At 38.1% G+C, this 14,516-nt stretch carries 16 protein-coding genes and 4 pseudogenes; 9 read left to right on the forward strand and 11 right to left on the reverse strand.

Translation table 11 applies throughout. The features are described 5' to 3' along the window. Positions 1-21: 21 nt before the first annotated feature. From QWY93_RS19710 to QWY93_RS19720, 3 genes are read right to left on the reverse strand one after another with little or no spacing between them, the layout of a single operon-like run. Positions 22-180, reverse strand: coding sequence for a M3 family metallopeptidase (locus QWY93_RS19710; RefSeq protein ID WP_353959649.1), 159 nt, complete (start codon positions 178-180; stop codon positions 22-24). After that, a complete protein-coding gene (locus QWY93_RS19715; RefSeq protein ID WP_353959650.1) occupies positions 177-572 on the reverse strand; it encodes a hypothetical protein in 396 nt (131 codons plus the stop codon). The genes QWY93_RS19710 and QWY93_RS19715 overlap by 4 nt, the downstream gene beginning before the upstream one ends. Then, positions 572-853, reverse strand: coding sequence for a hypothetical protein (locus QWY93_RS19720; protein WP_353959651.1), 282 nt, complete (start codon positions 851-853; stop codon positions 572-574). Before QWY93_RS19720 ends, QWY93_RS19715 begins: the two co-directional genes overlap by 1 nt. Before the next feature lie 306 nt (positions 854-1,159). Here QWY93_RS19720 and QWY93_RS13475 point away from each other — a divergent pair, with 306 nt between their 5' ends. Both QWY93_RS13475 and QWY93_RS13480 read left to right on the forward strand, forming a co-directional pair. After that, positions 1,160-1,567 carry a DinB family protein gene (locus QWY93_RS13475; RefSeq protein WP_290248883.1) on the forward strand — a complete coding sequence of 136 codons (408 nt, stop codon included), beginning with the start codon at positions 1,160-1,162 and terminating at the stop codon, positions 1,565-1,567. Between the two features lie 256 nt (positions 1,568-1,823). After that, positions 1,824-2,336, forward strand: coding sequence for an acyl-CoA thioesterase (locus QWY93_RS13480; RefSeq protein WP_290248749.1), 513 nt, complete (start codon positions 1,824-1,826; stop codon positions 2,334-2,336). Positions 2,337-2,397: 61 nt separating this feature from the next. Here the strand turns inward: QWY93_RS13480 and QWY93_RS13485 are convergent, their stop codons facing one another. From QWY93_RS13485 to QWY93_RS13495, 3 genes are read right to left on the reverse strand one after another with little or no spacing between them, the layout of a single operon-like run. Continuing rightward, positions 2,398-2,628 (reverse strand): hypothetical protein, encoded by a 231-nt coding sequence (locus QWY93_RS13485; RefSeq protein WP_290248884.1) that lies wholly within the window; start codon positions 2,626-2,628, stop codon positions 2,398-2,400. Between the two features lie 4 nt (positions 2,629-2,632). Then, complete coding sequence (locus tag QWY93_RS13490; protein ID WP_290248885.1) at positions 2,633-3,091, reverse strand: hypothetical protein; 459 nt, start codon at positions 3,089-3,091, stop codon at positions 2,633-2,635. Then, positions 3,088-3,609, reverse strand: a complete 522-nt coding sequence (locus QWY93_RS13495) for a hypothetical protein (protein WP_290248886.1) — start codon at positions 3,607-3,609, stop codon at positions 3,088-3,090. Before QWY93_RS13495 ends, QWY93_RS13490 begins: the two co-directional genes overlap by 4 nt. A gap of 306 nt (positions 3,610-3,915) precedes the next feature. Between QWY93_RS13495 and QWY93_RS19725 the strand changes: the two are divergent. The 4 genes and pseudogenes from QWY93_RS19725 to QWY93_RS13515 form a co-directional block, all read left to right on the forward strand. After that, positions 3,916-4,226: pseudogene (locus tag QWY93_RS19725) on the forward strand (acyl-CoA dehydrogenase family protein); the annotation flags it as partial. A 78-nt stretch (positions 4,227-4,304) separates the two neighbouring features. Next, positions 4,305-4,637: an acyl-CoA dehydrogenase family protein gene (locus QWY93_RS19730; protein ID WP_353959664.1), complete on the forward strand. Its 333-nt coding sequence runs from the start codon at positions 4,305-4,307 to the stop codon at positions 4,635-4,637. After that, positions 4,637-5,070: pseudogene (locus QWY93_RS13510) on the forward strand (acyl-CoA dehydrogenase family protein). The gene QWY93_RS19730 and the pseudogene QWY93_RS13510 overlap by 1 nt, the downstream one beginning before the upstream one ends. Before the next feature lie 363 nt (positions 5,071-5,433). Next, positions 5,434-7,117 (forward strand): annotated as a pseudogene (locus QWY93_RS13515) (AMP-binding protein). Positions 7,118-7,151: 34 nt separating this feature from the next. Here QWY93_RS13515 and bioB read toward each other — a convergent pair. Both bioB and QWY93_RS13525 read right to left on the reverse strand, forming a co-directional pair. Beyond that, a pseudogene (bioB, locus tag QWY93_RS13520) lies at positions 7,152-8,128 on the reverse strand (biotin synthase BioB). 264 nt (positions 8,129-8,392) lie between these two features. Then, positions 8,393-8,950, reverse strand: coding sequence for a DinB family protein (locus tag QWY93_RS13525; RefSeq protein ID WP_290248754.1), 558 nt, complete (start codon positions 8,948-8,950; stop codon positions 8,393-8,395). Positions 8,951-9,096: 146 nt separating this feature from the next. Between QWY93_RS13525 and QWY93_RS13530 the strand changes: the two genes are divergently transcribed. Beyond that, positions 9,097-10,377 (forward strand): exonuclease domain-containing protein, encoded by a 1,281-nt coding sequence (locus tag QWY93_RS13530; RefSeq protein WP_353959652.1) that lies wholly within the window; start codon positions 9,097-9,099, stop codon positions 10,375-10,377. Positions 10,378-10,805: 428 nt separating this feature from the next. Next, positions 10,806-11,609, forward strand: a complete 804-nt coding sequence (locus QWY93_RS13535; protein ID WP_290248756.1) for a hypothetical protein — start codon at positions 10,806-10,808, stop codon at positions 11,607-11,609. 218 nt (positions 11,610-11,827) lie between these two features. On the opposite strand, the gene QWY93_RS13540 is transcribed toward QWY93_RS13535, so the two are convergent. The 3 genes from QWY93_RS13540 to QWY93_RS13550 all read right to left on the reverse strand — a co-directional run bounded on the left by QWY93_RS13540 (position 11,828) and on the right by QWY93_RS13550 (position 14,084). Beyond that, on the reverse strand, positions 11,828-12,445 hold the full coding sequence (locus tag QWY93_RS13540; RefSeq protein ID WP_290248757.1) for an RNA polymerase sigma factor sigma-70 region 4 domain-containing protein: 618 nt from the start codon (positions 12,443-12,445) through the stop codon (positions 11,828-11,830). A gap of 68 nt (positions 12,446-12,513) precedes the next feature. Beyond that, positions 12,514-13,542: a patatin-like phospholipase family protein gene (locus QWY93_RS13545; RefSeq protein WP_290248759.1), complete on the reverse strand. Its 1,029-nt coding sequence runs from the start codon at positions 13,540-13,542 to the stop codon at positions 12,514-12,516. Positions 13,543-13,595: 53 nt separating this feature from the next. Next, the gene (locus QWY93_RS13550) at positions 13,596-14,084 is read right to left on the reverse strand and encodes a DUF4199 domain-containing protein (protein ID WP_290248760.1); all 489 of its coding nucleotides are present in this window, start codon (positions 14,082-14,084) and stop codon (positions 13,596-13,598) included. A 96-nt stretch (positions 14,085-14,180) separates the two neighbouring features. Here QWY93_RS13550 and QWY93_RS13555 point away from each other — a divergent pair, with 96 nt between their 5' ends. Further along, the gene (locus tag QWY93_RS13555) at positions 14,181-14,486 is read left to right on the forward strand and encodes a hypothetical protein (RefSeq protein WP_290248761.1); all 306 of its coding nucleotides are present in this window, start codon (positions 14,181-14,183) and stop codon (positions 14,484-14,486) included. Positions 14,487-14,516: the final 30 nt, after the last annotated feature.

Genomic DNA, 14,516 nt, shown 5'->3' on the forward strand with positions numbered 1-14,516 from the left:
CATTCTTTCCTCCAAACAAAATCAGCAAATTTTTGTACCCAATAGGTTGGCCCTTTTGTGCTTGAGTTCCAGTATCTTTTTGACAATTTCCTGATTGTCCAGGTCGTCACCCTTACAGGACTTGGTGTTAAAGGCTTTGAAAAGTTTTTTCCTTAATTCCCTGTTTTCCGCATAAGTCATAAATGGAAGGTAGCTGGGGAAGGCAAGGGTAAATACCCAATTCCCATCTTTCCCCTTTCTGAGGCAGTTTGAGCAGCTGCTTCAATAACCGCTTCTGGAAGCCCTTTTAGATCTTCTTCATTGTCCACCACCATTTCATATTTATTGGTTTCTGCCAATACATTTTCCCCAAATTGAAGGCTGTATTGTGCCAGCTCCTTGTCAATTTCCCGCAATTGGAGTTTATCCTCATCAGATAAATTCGCACCATTTCGGACAAAAGCCTTATAAGTTTTTTCCAATAGGGTTTGCTGTTCCTCATCTAGAGAAAGGCTGTCCCGCTTTTGAAAAACCGAATTAACTAATTCGAAAAGCTCTTTATCTAACAAAATATCATTGCTGTGTGCGGTCATCAAGGGTGAAATATCCCTTGCCAGTTTTTGGATTTCATCATTGGTTTCTGCAGAATTGAGGTTGAAAATATGCTGGCTACTATATTTAACCTTTCTCCAGAACGGTCCAGGGCTTCTATAATATTGCTGAAATCTGGTTCCTGAACTTCCTTAATATTTTCAATTTCAGCCCTAGCTTCTGAAATGGCAGCCTGAACTGCAGGTAAAAAATGTTCGTTTTTTATCTTGTCAAAAGGGGCTGTATGAAAAGGAGTCTCAAATTTTTCCAATAAAGGATTCATAAATATTTTTTTTTCTATGGTTTATCTAAATTATTGGCCTTTATGGCATCAGATAGACAAAGTTAATGATTTGGTGAAAGTGGCAAGCTTCTCAGGAGGATTAAGGTGATTACCCTTTTGAAATCCACGATTTTAATGGAGGCAGGAAAGAAAAATCGGGATAAAGAAATCCCGAAGAAAATTCCAACTAAAACTATACTTTGAGATTCAATAAATGCTGAAAAAAAAGGAATTTTTGGTTTTTGACTGTATTAATGGTGGTTAATCAATTAAATTTATTAATAAGCAGATCAAAATATATTTGATATGAATGAAAAGTTGATGCCGGAAAGCAATGAATATGGTTCATTTTATGAAACCTATATTTCCTACGTCCGGGGAAAAGATCCGTTGGATTTGATGCTTTCCCAAATAGGGGTATTGAGAGAATATTTTGTCGGGGTTACAGAGGAAGTGGCCCAGTCAAATTATGATGATGGGAAGTGGAGTTACAAGGAAGTCATTGGGCATATTAATGACACAGAGAAGATCATGCTTTATCGGGCCTTGTGTATAGCAAGGAATGAAAAAATAAAGCTTCCAGGTTATGAGCAGGAAGAATATGTCAAGGCAGCCAATTTTAATCAAATTCCTCTTGCCATATTGTTGGATGATTTTGAACAAAGCAGAAAATTGATGGTTCCTTTTTTAAAAATCTACCTGATGAGGCTTTGACCAGAATTGGAAATGCCAATGGTTATGATCTTAGTGTCAGGGCTTTGCTGAATATCATCCCAGGGCATTTTGAACATCATATGCGTATTCTGCACGAAAGGTATGGCAGGTAATAAAAGATTCTAAATGACTTTCTATATGCCAGTAAAATAAAAATAATGTTCACCGTGGACTGTTCAAAATGTCCTCTGAGCTTTCCTCAATTTGAAACAGAAAGAAACTAAGCTTATTGGTGAACCAAATAACATCAACAACTATGTTTGAATATAATCCCGAAAAGCATTATCCACAGGAAACAGAAAGCAGGGTGGTGGTAAGGTTTCAAGATTGCGACCCTCTTCAGCACCTGAATAATGCCAAATATTTTGACTATTATTTTAATGCACGGGAAGATCAGGTCCCCAAGTTATATGGAATTGAAATGATTGACATGATCCGGAAATATCAAGCGGCTTGGGTAGTTTTTAATCACAATATTTCCTATGTCAGGCCTGCCATGGTAGGAGAGTGGGTAAGAATAATGAGTAGGGTACTCTGGCACAATAACAATACGGTTGTGGTGGAATATTATATGACCGATGATTCAAAGAAGGAACTAAAAAATGTACTTTGGACTACTTTGCGTTATGTTACCTTAAAGAGTGGAAAGTCTACTGATCACAAAGGGGCCGTGGTGGAGTTTTTGAAAGCCACCTCCGGGGATTTTGATATTAAAGGGTGTACCATATCGGAAAGAGTTAAGCAGTTGAAATCTGAATTGTTTAACTGAATGTAGATTTGGAATAAAAAAAGGGCCGCCAAATTTTTTGACTGCCCTTTTTTGGGGAGGACTAATATACCTTATACATTTTATTGGCTGAATTAATGTATTCCAAGGGCTTAAAGGCCTTGTCAAAGGAGTTTTGAAGACTGATTAACTTGGATTCCAATTCAATGATTCTTGGGCCGATATGTTTGCTTTCCTTATACTTTTTGATCAGTTCATTGTATTTATTGATATTTTCACTGATTCGGAAAGTGATTCCACCAAATCTAATCTTAAGAGATTGGATTTCCGCCATTTCATTATGAAAGGTGTGTTTTTCCAGTTTTTGGGATTTTGGTCCCTTTCTGCCCGTACTTTATTTGATATGGTTTGGTCAGATCATTGAGGTATTCGTACCGGAGGTTGGCATCATTTTCATCACTGTACCTCTTTTCAAATTCCTTTTTGGAGATGCCCAAAATGTCCAGGTTTTTTTTCAAGTTTTGCTCATAGATTCTTTTTAATTCCTCCAGTTCTGTATCTATAGCTTCCCATTCAGTTTCAATAAGGTTTTTGTCATGGGTGTATTGGCCTAATACGGTCACCAATTCAAACATTTCCTGACTTTGATTCCTCAATTCCCTATGTCTTCTTCCATTTCCAATATCTTCTATGTAATTGGACATGCCCATAAACAAAGCCTGACTAAAGGTCCCAAAGATCGGTGTTCCTGCAGAAAGATCGCCAGTTAAGTTAATTAAGTTGGAAACCACACTCAATGCGGGACTGTCCTCCTTGTTTTTTTTACATAGCTTTGGAAACCTTTGTACCAATCATTAAAACCGGGGTATTGAGTAGGGTTGCCCACCGAATTAAGGGTTTGGAAAAAATCCCTTGTGGCCCCAAAAAGAATTAATGGCCTCAATTCCCTTTCCATTGATACCAAGTTGATCATTGCAGATTGGTAATTACCCTGGTATATATTAAGTTCGGCCTCTTTCTCAGCATGTTGAAAGTCCTCGATCAATTTGACACGCTCAATCAATTTTTCGATTTTTTGGGTTTCACTACTGGTCTGGTTGAGCGACTTGTCCAGCATTTGGATTTTTTGGTCCAGGTCGTGGAGTTTGGTCCCCAACTGGTTGTCCAGGGAGTCCGTTTTTAGTTTAATGCTTTTTAAAAGGCTGTTTTTTAAGGCTTGTTCCAGGGAAATGGTCATCGAATCCGTTTGGGCTTGGGCAGACCATAGGGCTAAAAAGAAGATTAAAATGGATATTGGGTATATTTTCAGTTTCATACAATTTAATTTTTCTTGCTCTATACGAAATTTGTGCCATAAATGTAATTCCAAAATTTCAGCTATGAAATAAGAGCGATTTCAAAAATTGTAATAGGTGAATTTAAATTCAATGAATAAATGTTTTAATCAATTAGTTATTTGCTTGAAATAGGTTTGAAAAGCATAAAAATATATATAAAAAGCAAAATAATGCATTGAAATGTGGATTTTTACTATTATATTATTGGAGGTAATAATCCGGTCCCGGATAAAAATGAATGTTTATTTGGTGCCGGATAGCTTGATCACCCTAAATTAATCCCCATGTTTTTCACCCCCAGGATTATTTTTGACGAGGAGCACCTTTTGTTTCGTCAGTCGGTAAAAGAGTTTGTAAAAAGGGAAATTACGCCCAATAATGCACAATGGGAGCAGCAAAAGATGGTGTCCAGGGAATCCTGAAAAAGTTAGGGGAAAACGGTTTTTTGTGTATGCAGGCACCCGAAAGATACGGTGGGTTGGCATTGGAAGATTTCAGGTTCAATGCCCTATTTATTGAGGAGTTAGGTCTAAGTGGTTGTTCAGGACCGGCGATTGGGTATCCATTGCATAATGATATTGTATTACCCTATATTCTGCATTATGGTTCCGAGGAGGCAAAAATAAAATATATCCCCAAAATGGTATCAGGAGATTATATTTCTGCGATTGCAATGACGGAGCCAGGAGCAGGAAGTGATTTGCAAAATATTAAATCCAGAGCTATTGACCAGGGAGGATATTATACCCTTAGTGGAACAAAAACTTTTATTACCAATGGCTACCTAAGTGATGTCGTTGTAGTTGCTGCAAAAACTGACCCTAGTAAAGGAGCTAGGGGGATTAGCTTATTTGTGGTGGATAAGGAAATGCAAGGTTTACCAAAGGAGTTCCATTTAAAAAAGTCGGCCTGCATGCACAGGATACTTGTGAATTGTTTTTCGAGGAAGTCAAAGTTCCCAAAAAAAACTTATTGGGGGAGCCTGGAAGAGGTTTTACCTACCTGATGACTGAGTTGGCTCAGGAAAGATTGGTAGTAGCCTTGGCCGCTTTGGCATTGGCAGAATTTATGATTAATGAAACCATAAAATATGTGAAACGCCGCCCGCTTTTGGAAAAACCGTGGCCGATTTTCAAAACACCAGGTTCAAATTGGCTGAATTGGCTGCTAAAATCGAGCAAGCCAGAATATATTGTGATCAACTGGTAATGCTGCATAATGAGAAAAAAGTGGACAGTGCCATGGCTTCCGCTGCAAAATATTTAATGACTGAATTACAATGCGAAGTTGCCGATGAATGCGTTCAACTTCATGGGGGCTATGGATATATGTGGGATTATCCGGTGGCAAGAGCTTATGCAGATGCCCGGGTGCAAAGGATATATGCAGGAACCAATGAAATTATGAAGGAGCTAATTGCCAGAAAGATTTTAAAGTAACTGCTGTTTTATGGTAAAGCAAGACCCAAGTCGTTGGACGGCTGAAATCAGGATTTGAAGGTTTTATTTTTACCCAAAATTTATTTGAATCAATGCCATATCACCTGTTCAGGGACCGTCCATTTAATGGTTATTATTTCCTTTTAATAAAGCTAAAACTGGGTGGGCCAGGGGCCTAAATAAAGAGTTGATTTTATTTTGTTAATTCTTCTTTACTGGTATAAGGTTTTTATAATCAATAATTAAGCAGAATTTCTTCTTTCAGGTAAATTTTTTTCTTTTTTTAAAATCATAAATAAGCTATATTGATAAGTAAATCAGCGGTTAATATTAACTAATCACCTCATTCAAATTTCATATTTCATGCAAGATTTCCCATGGTTCAAGCATTATCCCAAATCCGTTCCCAAAGAAGTGGATGTCCACGCATATGGCAATATCGTGGACCTATTTGAAGAGTGCATCATTAAATATAAGGATGCCGTGGCCTATGAATGTATGGGTAAAAAAATGAGTTTTAACCAACTCGATCAATTATCTCAAAATTTTGCAGCCTTTTTACAGGAAGATTTAGGGTGAAAAAGGGTGACCGGATAGCAATCCAAATGCCTAATTTACTTCAATATCCAGTGGTGATGTTTGGGGCTTTGAGGGCAGGTTTGATCATCGTCAATACCAACCCCCTTTATACTTCCAAAGAGATGTTGCATCAGTTTAAGGATGCCAAGATTGAAGCCATTGTAATTTTGGCCAATTTTGCCAGTAAACTAGAGGAAATCCTACCGGAACTTGGAGTGAAACATATCATCATTACAGAGATTGGGGATATGTTGGGAGGAATGAAAGGAAGCATTGTGAATTTTGTAGTGAAATACATCAAACAAATGGTGCCTACATATCATATTAAAAATAAAATGGCCCTGATGGATTGTCTGAAAAAGGGAGTTTCTTCTATTTTTAAACCTGTAGAAATATCTTCTGAGGATACTGCCTTTTTACAATATACTGGAGGAACCACTGGGATTTCCAAAGGTGCCGAGCTTACCCATGCCAATATTGTGGCCAATATGCAGCAAATTTCTGCCTGGATGCTTCCCAAACTGAAGGAACGGGAGGAAATGGTTATAACCGCCCTTCCCCTGTATCATATATTTGCTCTTACTGTCAACTGTCTTGCTATGTTGAAAATTGGGGCGCATAATGTACTTGTTACCAATCCTAGGGATATGAAGGCTTTTTGTAAGGACTTGCGTACCCATCCATTTAGTATTCTTACTGGAGTAAATACTTTATTCAATGGTTTATTAAACCAAGAATCATTTAGGAATCTTGATTTTAGTGCTTTAAAGATATCTGTGGGAGGAGGAATGGCTGTTCAAAAATATGTGGCCGAAAAGTGGAAAGAAGTAACAGGAACTCCACTGGCAGAAGGATATGGCTTGACGGAGACTTCACCTGTTGTTTCCTGTAACCCTATTGATGGAAATGAGCGGCTGGGAACTATCGGCTTGCCGCTACCCAATACCGAAATTAAAATTATTGATGATGATGGCAATGCTTTGTCTTTTGGAGAAAAAAGGGAACTATGCATCAAAGGGCCCCAAGTGATGAAAGGTTATTGGAAAATGCCGGAAGAAACCGCCAAAGTATTGTCTGAAGATGGTTGGTTAAAAACCGGAGATATTGCTGTTTTAAATGAAGATGGCTATTTGAAAATTGTGGATAGGAAAAAAGAGATGATTTTGGTTTCTGGCTTTAATGTATATCCCAATGAAGTGGAGGATGCTATTGCCTCTCATGAAAAAGTGGTAGAGGTGGGCGTCATAGGCATACCTGATGAACAAAGCACAGAAAGGGTAATTGCCTATGTAGTCCAAATGATACCTCTCTTTCAGAGGAGGAAGTAATCCAGCACAGCCGTCAATCCCTGACAAGCTATAAAGTTCCTAAAGAAGTCCATTTTGTTGATGAATTGCCCAAGTCCAATGTAGGAAAAATCCTCAGAAGGCTAATCAAGGAAAATCACCAGAAAAAAGTATTACCATAAAAAAAGCGGGTTTATAAACGACCCGCTTTTTTTATTAAAGGCTTACTTCTTTATCTTTAAATGCTTCCCTGGGTTTTAGATTCAGGGTTTGAAAAGTTGTTTGTCTGAATCTTCTTCCGGATTTGGGGTGGTTAATAATTTGTCCCCTGCAAAAATGGAGTTGGCTCCAGCCATAAAGCAAAGGGCTTGTTCCTCTGTGGTCATTCTTACCCTTCCCGCAGAAAGTCTGACCATGGCTTTCGGCATGATAATTCTAGCAGTGGCGATCATCCTGACCATTTCCCAAACAGATACTTTTTCCTGTTCCTCCAATGGAGTTCCTTCTACTGGAACCAGGGCATTTACAGGTACAGACTCTGGATGACTTGGCAAAGTAGCCAAAGTGTGTAACATGCCTACCCGGTCTTCCAGATTTTCCCCCAATCCGATGATTCCACCCGAGCAAACCGAAATATCAGCTTTCCGGACATTATCCAGGGTGTTTAGCCTATCGTCATAGTTTCGGGTGGTTATGATCTGGTCATAATGTTCCTCACTGGTGTCCAGGTTATGGTTATAGGCATAAAGGCCAGCATCTTTAAGCTTTTTGGCCTGTTCTTCAGAAAGCATACCTAAGGTGCAGCACACTTCCATGCCCATGGTATTTACCCCTTTTACCATTTCCAGAACCTTGTCAAAGTCCCGGTTGTCCCTTACTTCTCTCCAGGCAGCACCCATGCAGAACCTTGTGCTACCGGCAGATTTTGCATCAGCAGCTTTCTGCAAAACTTCTTCCACTTCCAATAGTTTGTGGACCTTTACATCAGTATGGTACCTTGCTGCTTGAGGGCAATAGGCACAATCTTCAGGGCAACCCCCAGTTTTTACTGACAATAGGGTGCAAACTTGTACTTCCTGTGGGTCATTAAACTCCCTATGAACAGTGGCTGCCTTATATATTAATTCTAAAATGGGTTGATCAAAAATAGCTTTGATTTCTTCCCTTGTCCAATCGTTTCTAATCTCAGTCATCAAAATGGCATTTGGATGGTGAATTCAGGGCTAAAATTATTGATTTTTGTTTAGTATGTAATGATTTTTTCTGCTTTTTCCCTATTCAATTGAGAATGGGTGAGTTAAGCTAACCTGATCCGGGGTTTGGATTGAGGTGATATTATATAAGAGGGTAATTAATCTCACTTATTAAGCCTTAAACCAGGATGGTCTTAAGGACATGGAATTAACTTGTCTGGGGCAACAGGCCAGAATAGGATTTTAGGCTAATAATAATCAGAATTATTTTTTTATTTCTTCCAGGAGATGGAAAGCTTGATTGTAATGTCTTTTTTCATGACTGATAATGATATTGATTGCCAATTCCAAGGGATAGGCAATTAAACGGTTAGCCGGGGAATGAATCACCTGTTTATTTTCTAGAAATGGCTTAAGTTGACCTATCCAACGAGAAAGATTCTTTTGGTGTTTTTCAAACTGGTCTAATAGTTCTTTATTTTCGGGTACTTCATATTTGGATGGGATCCATATGGGAAGGGTTTTGAATTTTTTGTGGTTTTCCGGGGCAACGGATTTGAGGATCATTTTACCCAGCGCTTTTGTAAGAAAACCAAAATTGCCAATGAATGGCTTGGAATAATTTCCCTTTTCCAATTGTCGAAAAATAGGAAAATAGCTTTCGTTTAGGACGATCAAATGTTGGATGTTTTCAGCAATACTCCAGGTTTTTGCATCGGGTTTCATATGCAGGGTTTCCACATCCAAAGATTGAAAGCTGTCTTTAAACGATGCAGTAATTTCTTGAATATCCTGTTGCCAATTCTTAATGGTGGTATCCATGTTCATATTAAGGGAAATGTAGCTTTTTTGAATTTAGTAAAAATGTAAAATACTATGACATTAAGCGTCAAAATTCGCTAATATGATTGAAAAAACATGAATTTTGGTTGGTGAAAAGCTAAATTTGTCAATATAAAAAAATGGGTATGTATGCAATCGTTGATATTGAAACCACTGGAGGGTATGGGAGAAGACATCGAATCACAGAAATTGCCGTGGTTGTTCATGACGGAAAACAGGTTTTGGATACATACCAGACATTGTTAAATCCTGATTGCGAAATTCCAGCTTTTATTACCGGCCTGACAGGAATAGATAATGAGATGGTCCAAGGTGCACCATTTTTTGAAGAAATAGGAGAAGAATTATATGAATTATTGAAGGATAAGGTCTTTGTGGCCCATAATGTAAATTTTGATTTCAATTTTATCAAATCAGAATTTAGCAGAGTGGGTATCAATTTTGAGAGGCCAAAGCTATGCACTATTCGACTAAGCCGAAAATTGATACCTGGGTTGCCCTCCTATAGTTTGGGCAGCATTTGTGAGTACATGGATATCGAAATTCACGATAGGCACAGGGCGTTTGGGGATGCGGAGGCTACCGCCATTCTTTTTGGGATTTTGGTCCATAGGGATGATCAGGGAGTGATCGCCCAAGCTATGAAAAGGAATTCTGGGGAATCCTTTTTGCCACCTCATATTTCCAGGGAGCAATTTTTGGAATTGCCCACATCTGTGGGTGTGTATTATTTTCATGATGAGCATGGAAAAGTCATTTATGTTGGAAAGGCCTTGAATATTAGAAACCGGTTCAAGGGCCATTTTTCAGGTGCAGGAAAGGGCAAACAGGCCATGAAATCAGCCATTCATCATGTTTCATATACATTGACAGGAAGTGAATTTTTGGCTCTTTTGGTGGAGGCATTGGAAATAAAAAAACACTGGCCAAGGTTTAATAGGGCATTAAAAGTGAAAGCTGGGGCCTGGGGGCTTTATCAGTACCAGGATGGAAAGGGTTATATGAGGTTTCAGGTATCGAAAATCAATAAATTCAAAAAGCCTCTTATTACTTTTAGGACCCACCATGATGCCTGGTCGTATCTTTTGAAAAAAGTGGAAGAGTTTAAGCTATGCCCCAAACTTTGTGGGATTCAAAAAACTCCTGGTGCTTGTTATGATTTTGAATCGGGTTTTTGTGATGGAGCTTGCGCGGAAAAAGAAGATTCTTCCTCTTACAATGATAAAGTACTGGATTGGTTGGGGCAGATTCCTCTTGAAAACCAACGGATGTTGATCAAAGAAAAGGGGAGAAACCCTGAGGAAGAAGCTGCCATTTATTTCGATCAAGGGATATTAAAAGCCTACGGTTTTTTGGATCTTAAACAGGAGTTTCAATCCGATGAGGAAGTAGTATTGCAAGTTTAACTCCGGTGAAACCTGTTTCTGAAACGGCAGTTATTCTAGAACAATATTTGGGTAAAAATTTGTTGAAAAAGGTCAAAGTGATTGAAGGGTTAAGTTTATGAGGTTTCTGAAATAACAAAGGAATATGGCTCATTGCCTCATTTCAGTATTTATTTTTAATCTGGCACATTTTTTAGAATGGTTCATTTTTAAAGATTTTTTCAAGAAAGGGATAAGGGTTATAGACTTGAATTACCACTTCTCGGAATAATATACTTAAAAGGTATTTGTGTCAAATTTTTGGGTATATCTGTGTTTTATTTTATGATAAAATCACGATGAAGTTGTTGTTTAATATGTTCTGTATGGTTTTATAAAAACAGAATAATTGTTTATATTGATTACAGTCATGATTGACAATATTTTATGCAACCCAAAATCACAAGAATATGAAAAAGCTGTTTTATTTAGTCATTATTGTAGCCTTGGTGTGTCCTGCTGCAATAGCACAAGAGGAGCCCCACCCCAAATATTTGGTCATAGAATTTATCAAAGTAGATTCTGATAATATGGTTGACTTTTCAGAGGCAAAAGGATTTTTGGAGGGCATTTATAAGGAAGCTGTAAAGCAAGGAGAAATTGAGGGTTGGGATTTGTGGACTTTGCAATCTGGGCCCGAAAGGGGAGAATTTCAGTATGTAACCATTACTTACTATGATGACCCTGTAAAAATGATGAACGGTATGACGGATGATAACCTTCAAGCTTATGCTGAAAGGGCTCATTCAACTGATATGTCTGAACAACAATTGGAATTGGCGGTAGACAAAAGTGTCAACAACCGGGACTTGGCATTAAGGGCATATATGGTAGAAATCGCCCATACAAAAGATGATTTTGAAATGAAACCCGGGGTCTTGGCTTCTTTTGACCTGATGAAAGCTGCGGAAGGGCGTTTCAATGAATATGAGCAAATGGAAAAACAACTTTACCTTCCCTTTCACCAGAAAAAAATAGAAGCGGATATGATGGGAAGTTGGAGACTGCTAAGGACGGCTGTACCGATGGGAAGCGAAGCCGAATATACCCATATGACCCTCAATTTTTATGATAATTATATGCAGTTTTTTAATGCACAGGAATATGAGGATTTGGAAGCAAGTGAGGAAAGACAAATGGCAATGGAGGAAGGATTGAAATCCAGGGAGCAGAAATGGGTTTATCTTGCAACCCTTTTGAAATCAGTAAGGTAGCTTGTGAATAAGGGTAGTTGGTTATGGTTTGTAATTGCATTTTGCTGCTGATATTTTCAGTTATTTTGTAGCTGGAAGCAAATCAGCGCGAAGGATCAAAAATAAGGAACCATGAATTCATAATTCATGGTTCCTTATTTTTGATAAAACATATTTTTTCCGCCGGGTAAAATAGAACGTACAAAGACAGTAATAAAAGGCAAGATTTCTATTAGCTTTTAGGATACCAGAATGGATGCTGTCTTTTGTCTAAAATATTTTTCCAGATCAAAAATCAACCCTGCTTCTGCTCTGCTATATCGTTGACTTACTGCGGCTTGCTTGATTCCCAGGCGTCTTGCAATTTGTTCCTGTAATAAGTCCCTTTCCCAACAAAGCATATTTACCAGTTCTGCTGAGCTTACGGACCACTTGTCCATGATCAACAGGGCCAACCTAAATATTAGATTCATGGTTTCGTCCCAGTCTTGAAAATCACTTTGAATGCCCAGGTTTATTTTATGCTTTTTTAAAGCTATTCTTATAGATTCAGCATAATCTTCAGCGGTAAGTTGGCCCGGGGTAATATCTATAATTTCAGATTTTTTCTCACCAATTCCAATGGCCAATCTTACATCCATATTTTTTTTCTTTTTTATGGAAGATTTGATCTGAATTACCCTCAAGAAAGCTTCTTCGGGATTTTGAATTTCCAATCGAAAACCAACTTCCTTACTGATTTTCCACTGATCGGGCGGGGTAATAATTACCCCCAGCTGTTCCTTGAGAAAGGAAAACCAATGGTTCCGGGTAGTATTTACAGGACCGACAACCTCGCCTAAAATTATCGCTACCATAATATTATTAAACGAAAAAAAGCATAGGATTGATTGCTTTATCTAAGCGAGACCTTTGGTTACCCGATTTATAATTCCCCTTTATTCATTAGCAAATTGGTTACAATATCATCGATTTGTTTTTCATTTTCCGATACATAATTCAATCCAGCTTCTTTTAAAGCATTCATATTTTTCCTAGTAGCCTCATCCATTTTTGGGGATGCATGTAATAGTTTGGGCTCCAGGCGAACATATCCTTCTTTATTATTTCCAGCATCAAAAAGCCATTTTAACTGGTGGGAAACTGTTTCTGAATTTCCGGACATCATTATACTGATTAGGGGTTTGATCCATTGGGCCAAACCAAAATTTTTGGCTTGGGAATAACTATAGGTTTCATTTTCAGAACCAGTTCCTAGAGATAAAAGGTACATGTCCTTAGAAGTGGGCTTTTTTACATTTTTAAAATCCAATTTTCGAGTTTCTGCATAGGCACACATAGCCGGATTATTGGCAAATACCCCTCCGTCTATTAAAGGGTAGTTGACCCCAATGGCTGACTTGATCATCGCCACCTGAAAATAAGTGGGGGCTGCCGAAGTAGCCTGGGCCACCTCTTTAACCAAAAAGTCCTCGGAAGGAGAGAGGTTGGCATTGTGTTGGGTGAAAAATTTGGCTTTCCTGTTGTTGATTTCATAAGAAGTGATCAAACAGGGTTTTATCAATTGGCTTAACTTAATTTCTCCAAATTGTTTTTGAAGGGCTTTCCTTAATGCCTTGTTGGGGAATTTTTCATCCAATATTCCCCAAAGTCCCCTTACCTCGTGCCAAAAGGATTTATGGAAAATAGCTTTTCCATGTTTGTGATATAAATTGACCACTTCCTGAACCTTGAATTTAGGTTTTTGTGGATCTTCATCGGAGGGTGTTAATAGTCCACAGCTTAGTATTCCACCGGTACTGGTCCCAGCCACAAAGTCCAAATAATCCACTAATCTGGCCTGATCATCTCCCTTTCTTTGTTGGATTTTTTCTTCAATAACCTGAAGGATAGTGCCAGGAATAATGCCTTTTATTCCTCCACCGTCGATGGATAAAATGTTGATTTTTTTCATAATGATTGGGGTAAAAAGTTTGAATAATAAAGATTAAAGTAAAGTTTTAATGTTTAAATGGCTTGAGGGCTTTTTCTGATGAAAATAGAAATAAGGGCAGCAGTTATACAACCCACGATAAAAGCAAAAAAGGTTGTTTGAAGGATGTAATTCCCAAGGGAGAAATAACTTTCTGCTTCTTGCTGGCTCATTATTTTTCTACTTACTGCGTGGTTTATGGCATTTTCAAAATAATGTGGGGTGACAATTTTATGGCTGATCAACTGGGACAGGGGGCTAAGAATGGCTATAATCGCGGATAAGACCAGGCCGGAGAAAAAAGCATTTTTCCAACTAATATACCCTTTATAATAGTGGTTCCTTTTATCCAAAAGCGCCAAAACATAGAGTAAAATGGCTATAAATGCAAAAAGGTTGGTATAGGTAGAATGGAATCCAATGTATTCATCATGAAGTCCTACAGCTCTTTCCAGCCCAATCCACAACAAACCTATAAATGTAAATATGATCCCCCATTTGATTTCAATCTCATACTTTTTCATAATGAGTGCATTAGAGGTTTATTCTTACTTACAATTTACATATATTTCTTATCGAAAAAATGGAAAATGATTAAGTACCTTTTAACAATAGGGTTGATGGGGTGCTTTTTTTTCGGTTCTTGCCAAACATCCAAAAATTTAAGGCAAGGAACCGGATGGGTGCTCGCTAAAACTGCCACTCGTGGATCTCAACAATATTTGATTGTTGTGGATAATCAATGGTATTATCCTGAGGAATTGCCCGAAAAATTTAAAATGGATAGTGTTAGGGTACAGGTGAAATACAGGGTGTTGGACAGATTGGATACTGTTTTTAAGCCAGCTCCCAATGACCTGTTGGAATTTGATTTTACTGCCCGGGCTATAAAAGTGAAAAAAATCAAACTATTGCCCCAAAGGTAAAATCCAAGGTAGAACAGATTTTAAAAATAA

The organism is Echinicola jeungdonensis, assembly GCF_030409905.1.
GTDB classification, from domain to species: Bacteria; Bacteroidota; Bacteroidia; order Cytophagales; family Cyclobacteriaceae; genus Echinicola; species Echinicola jeungdonensis.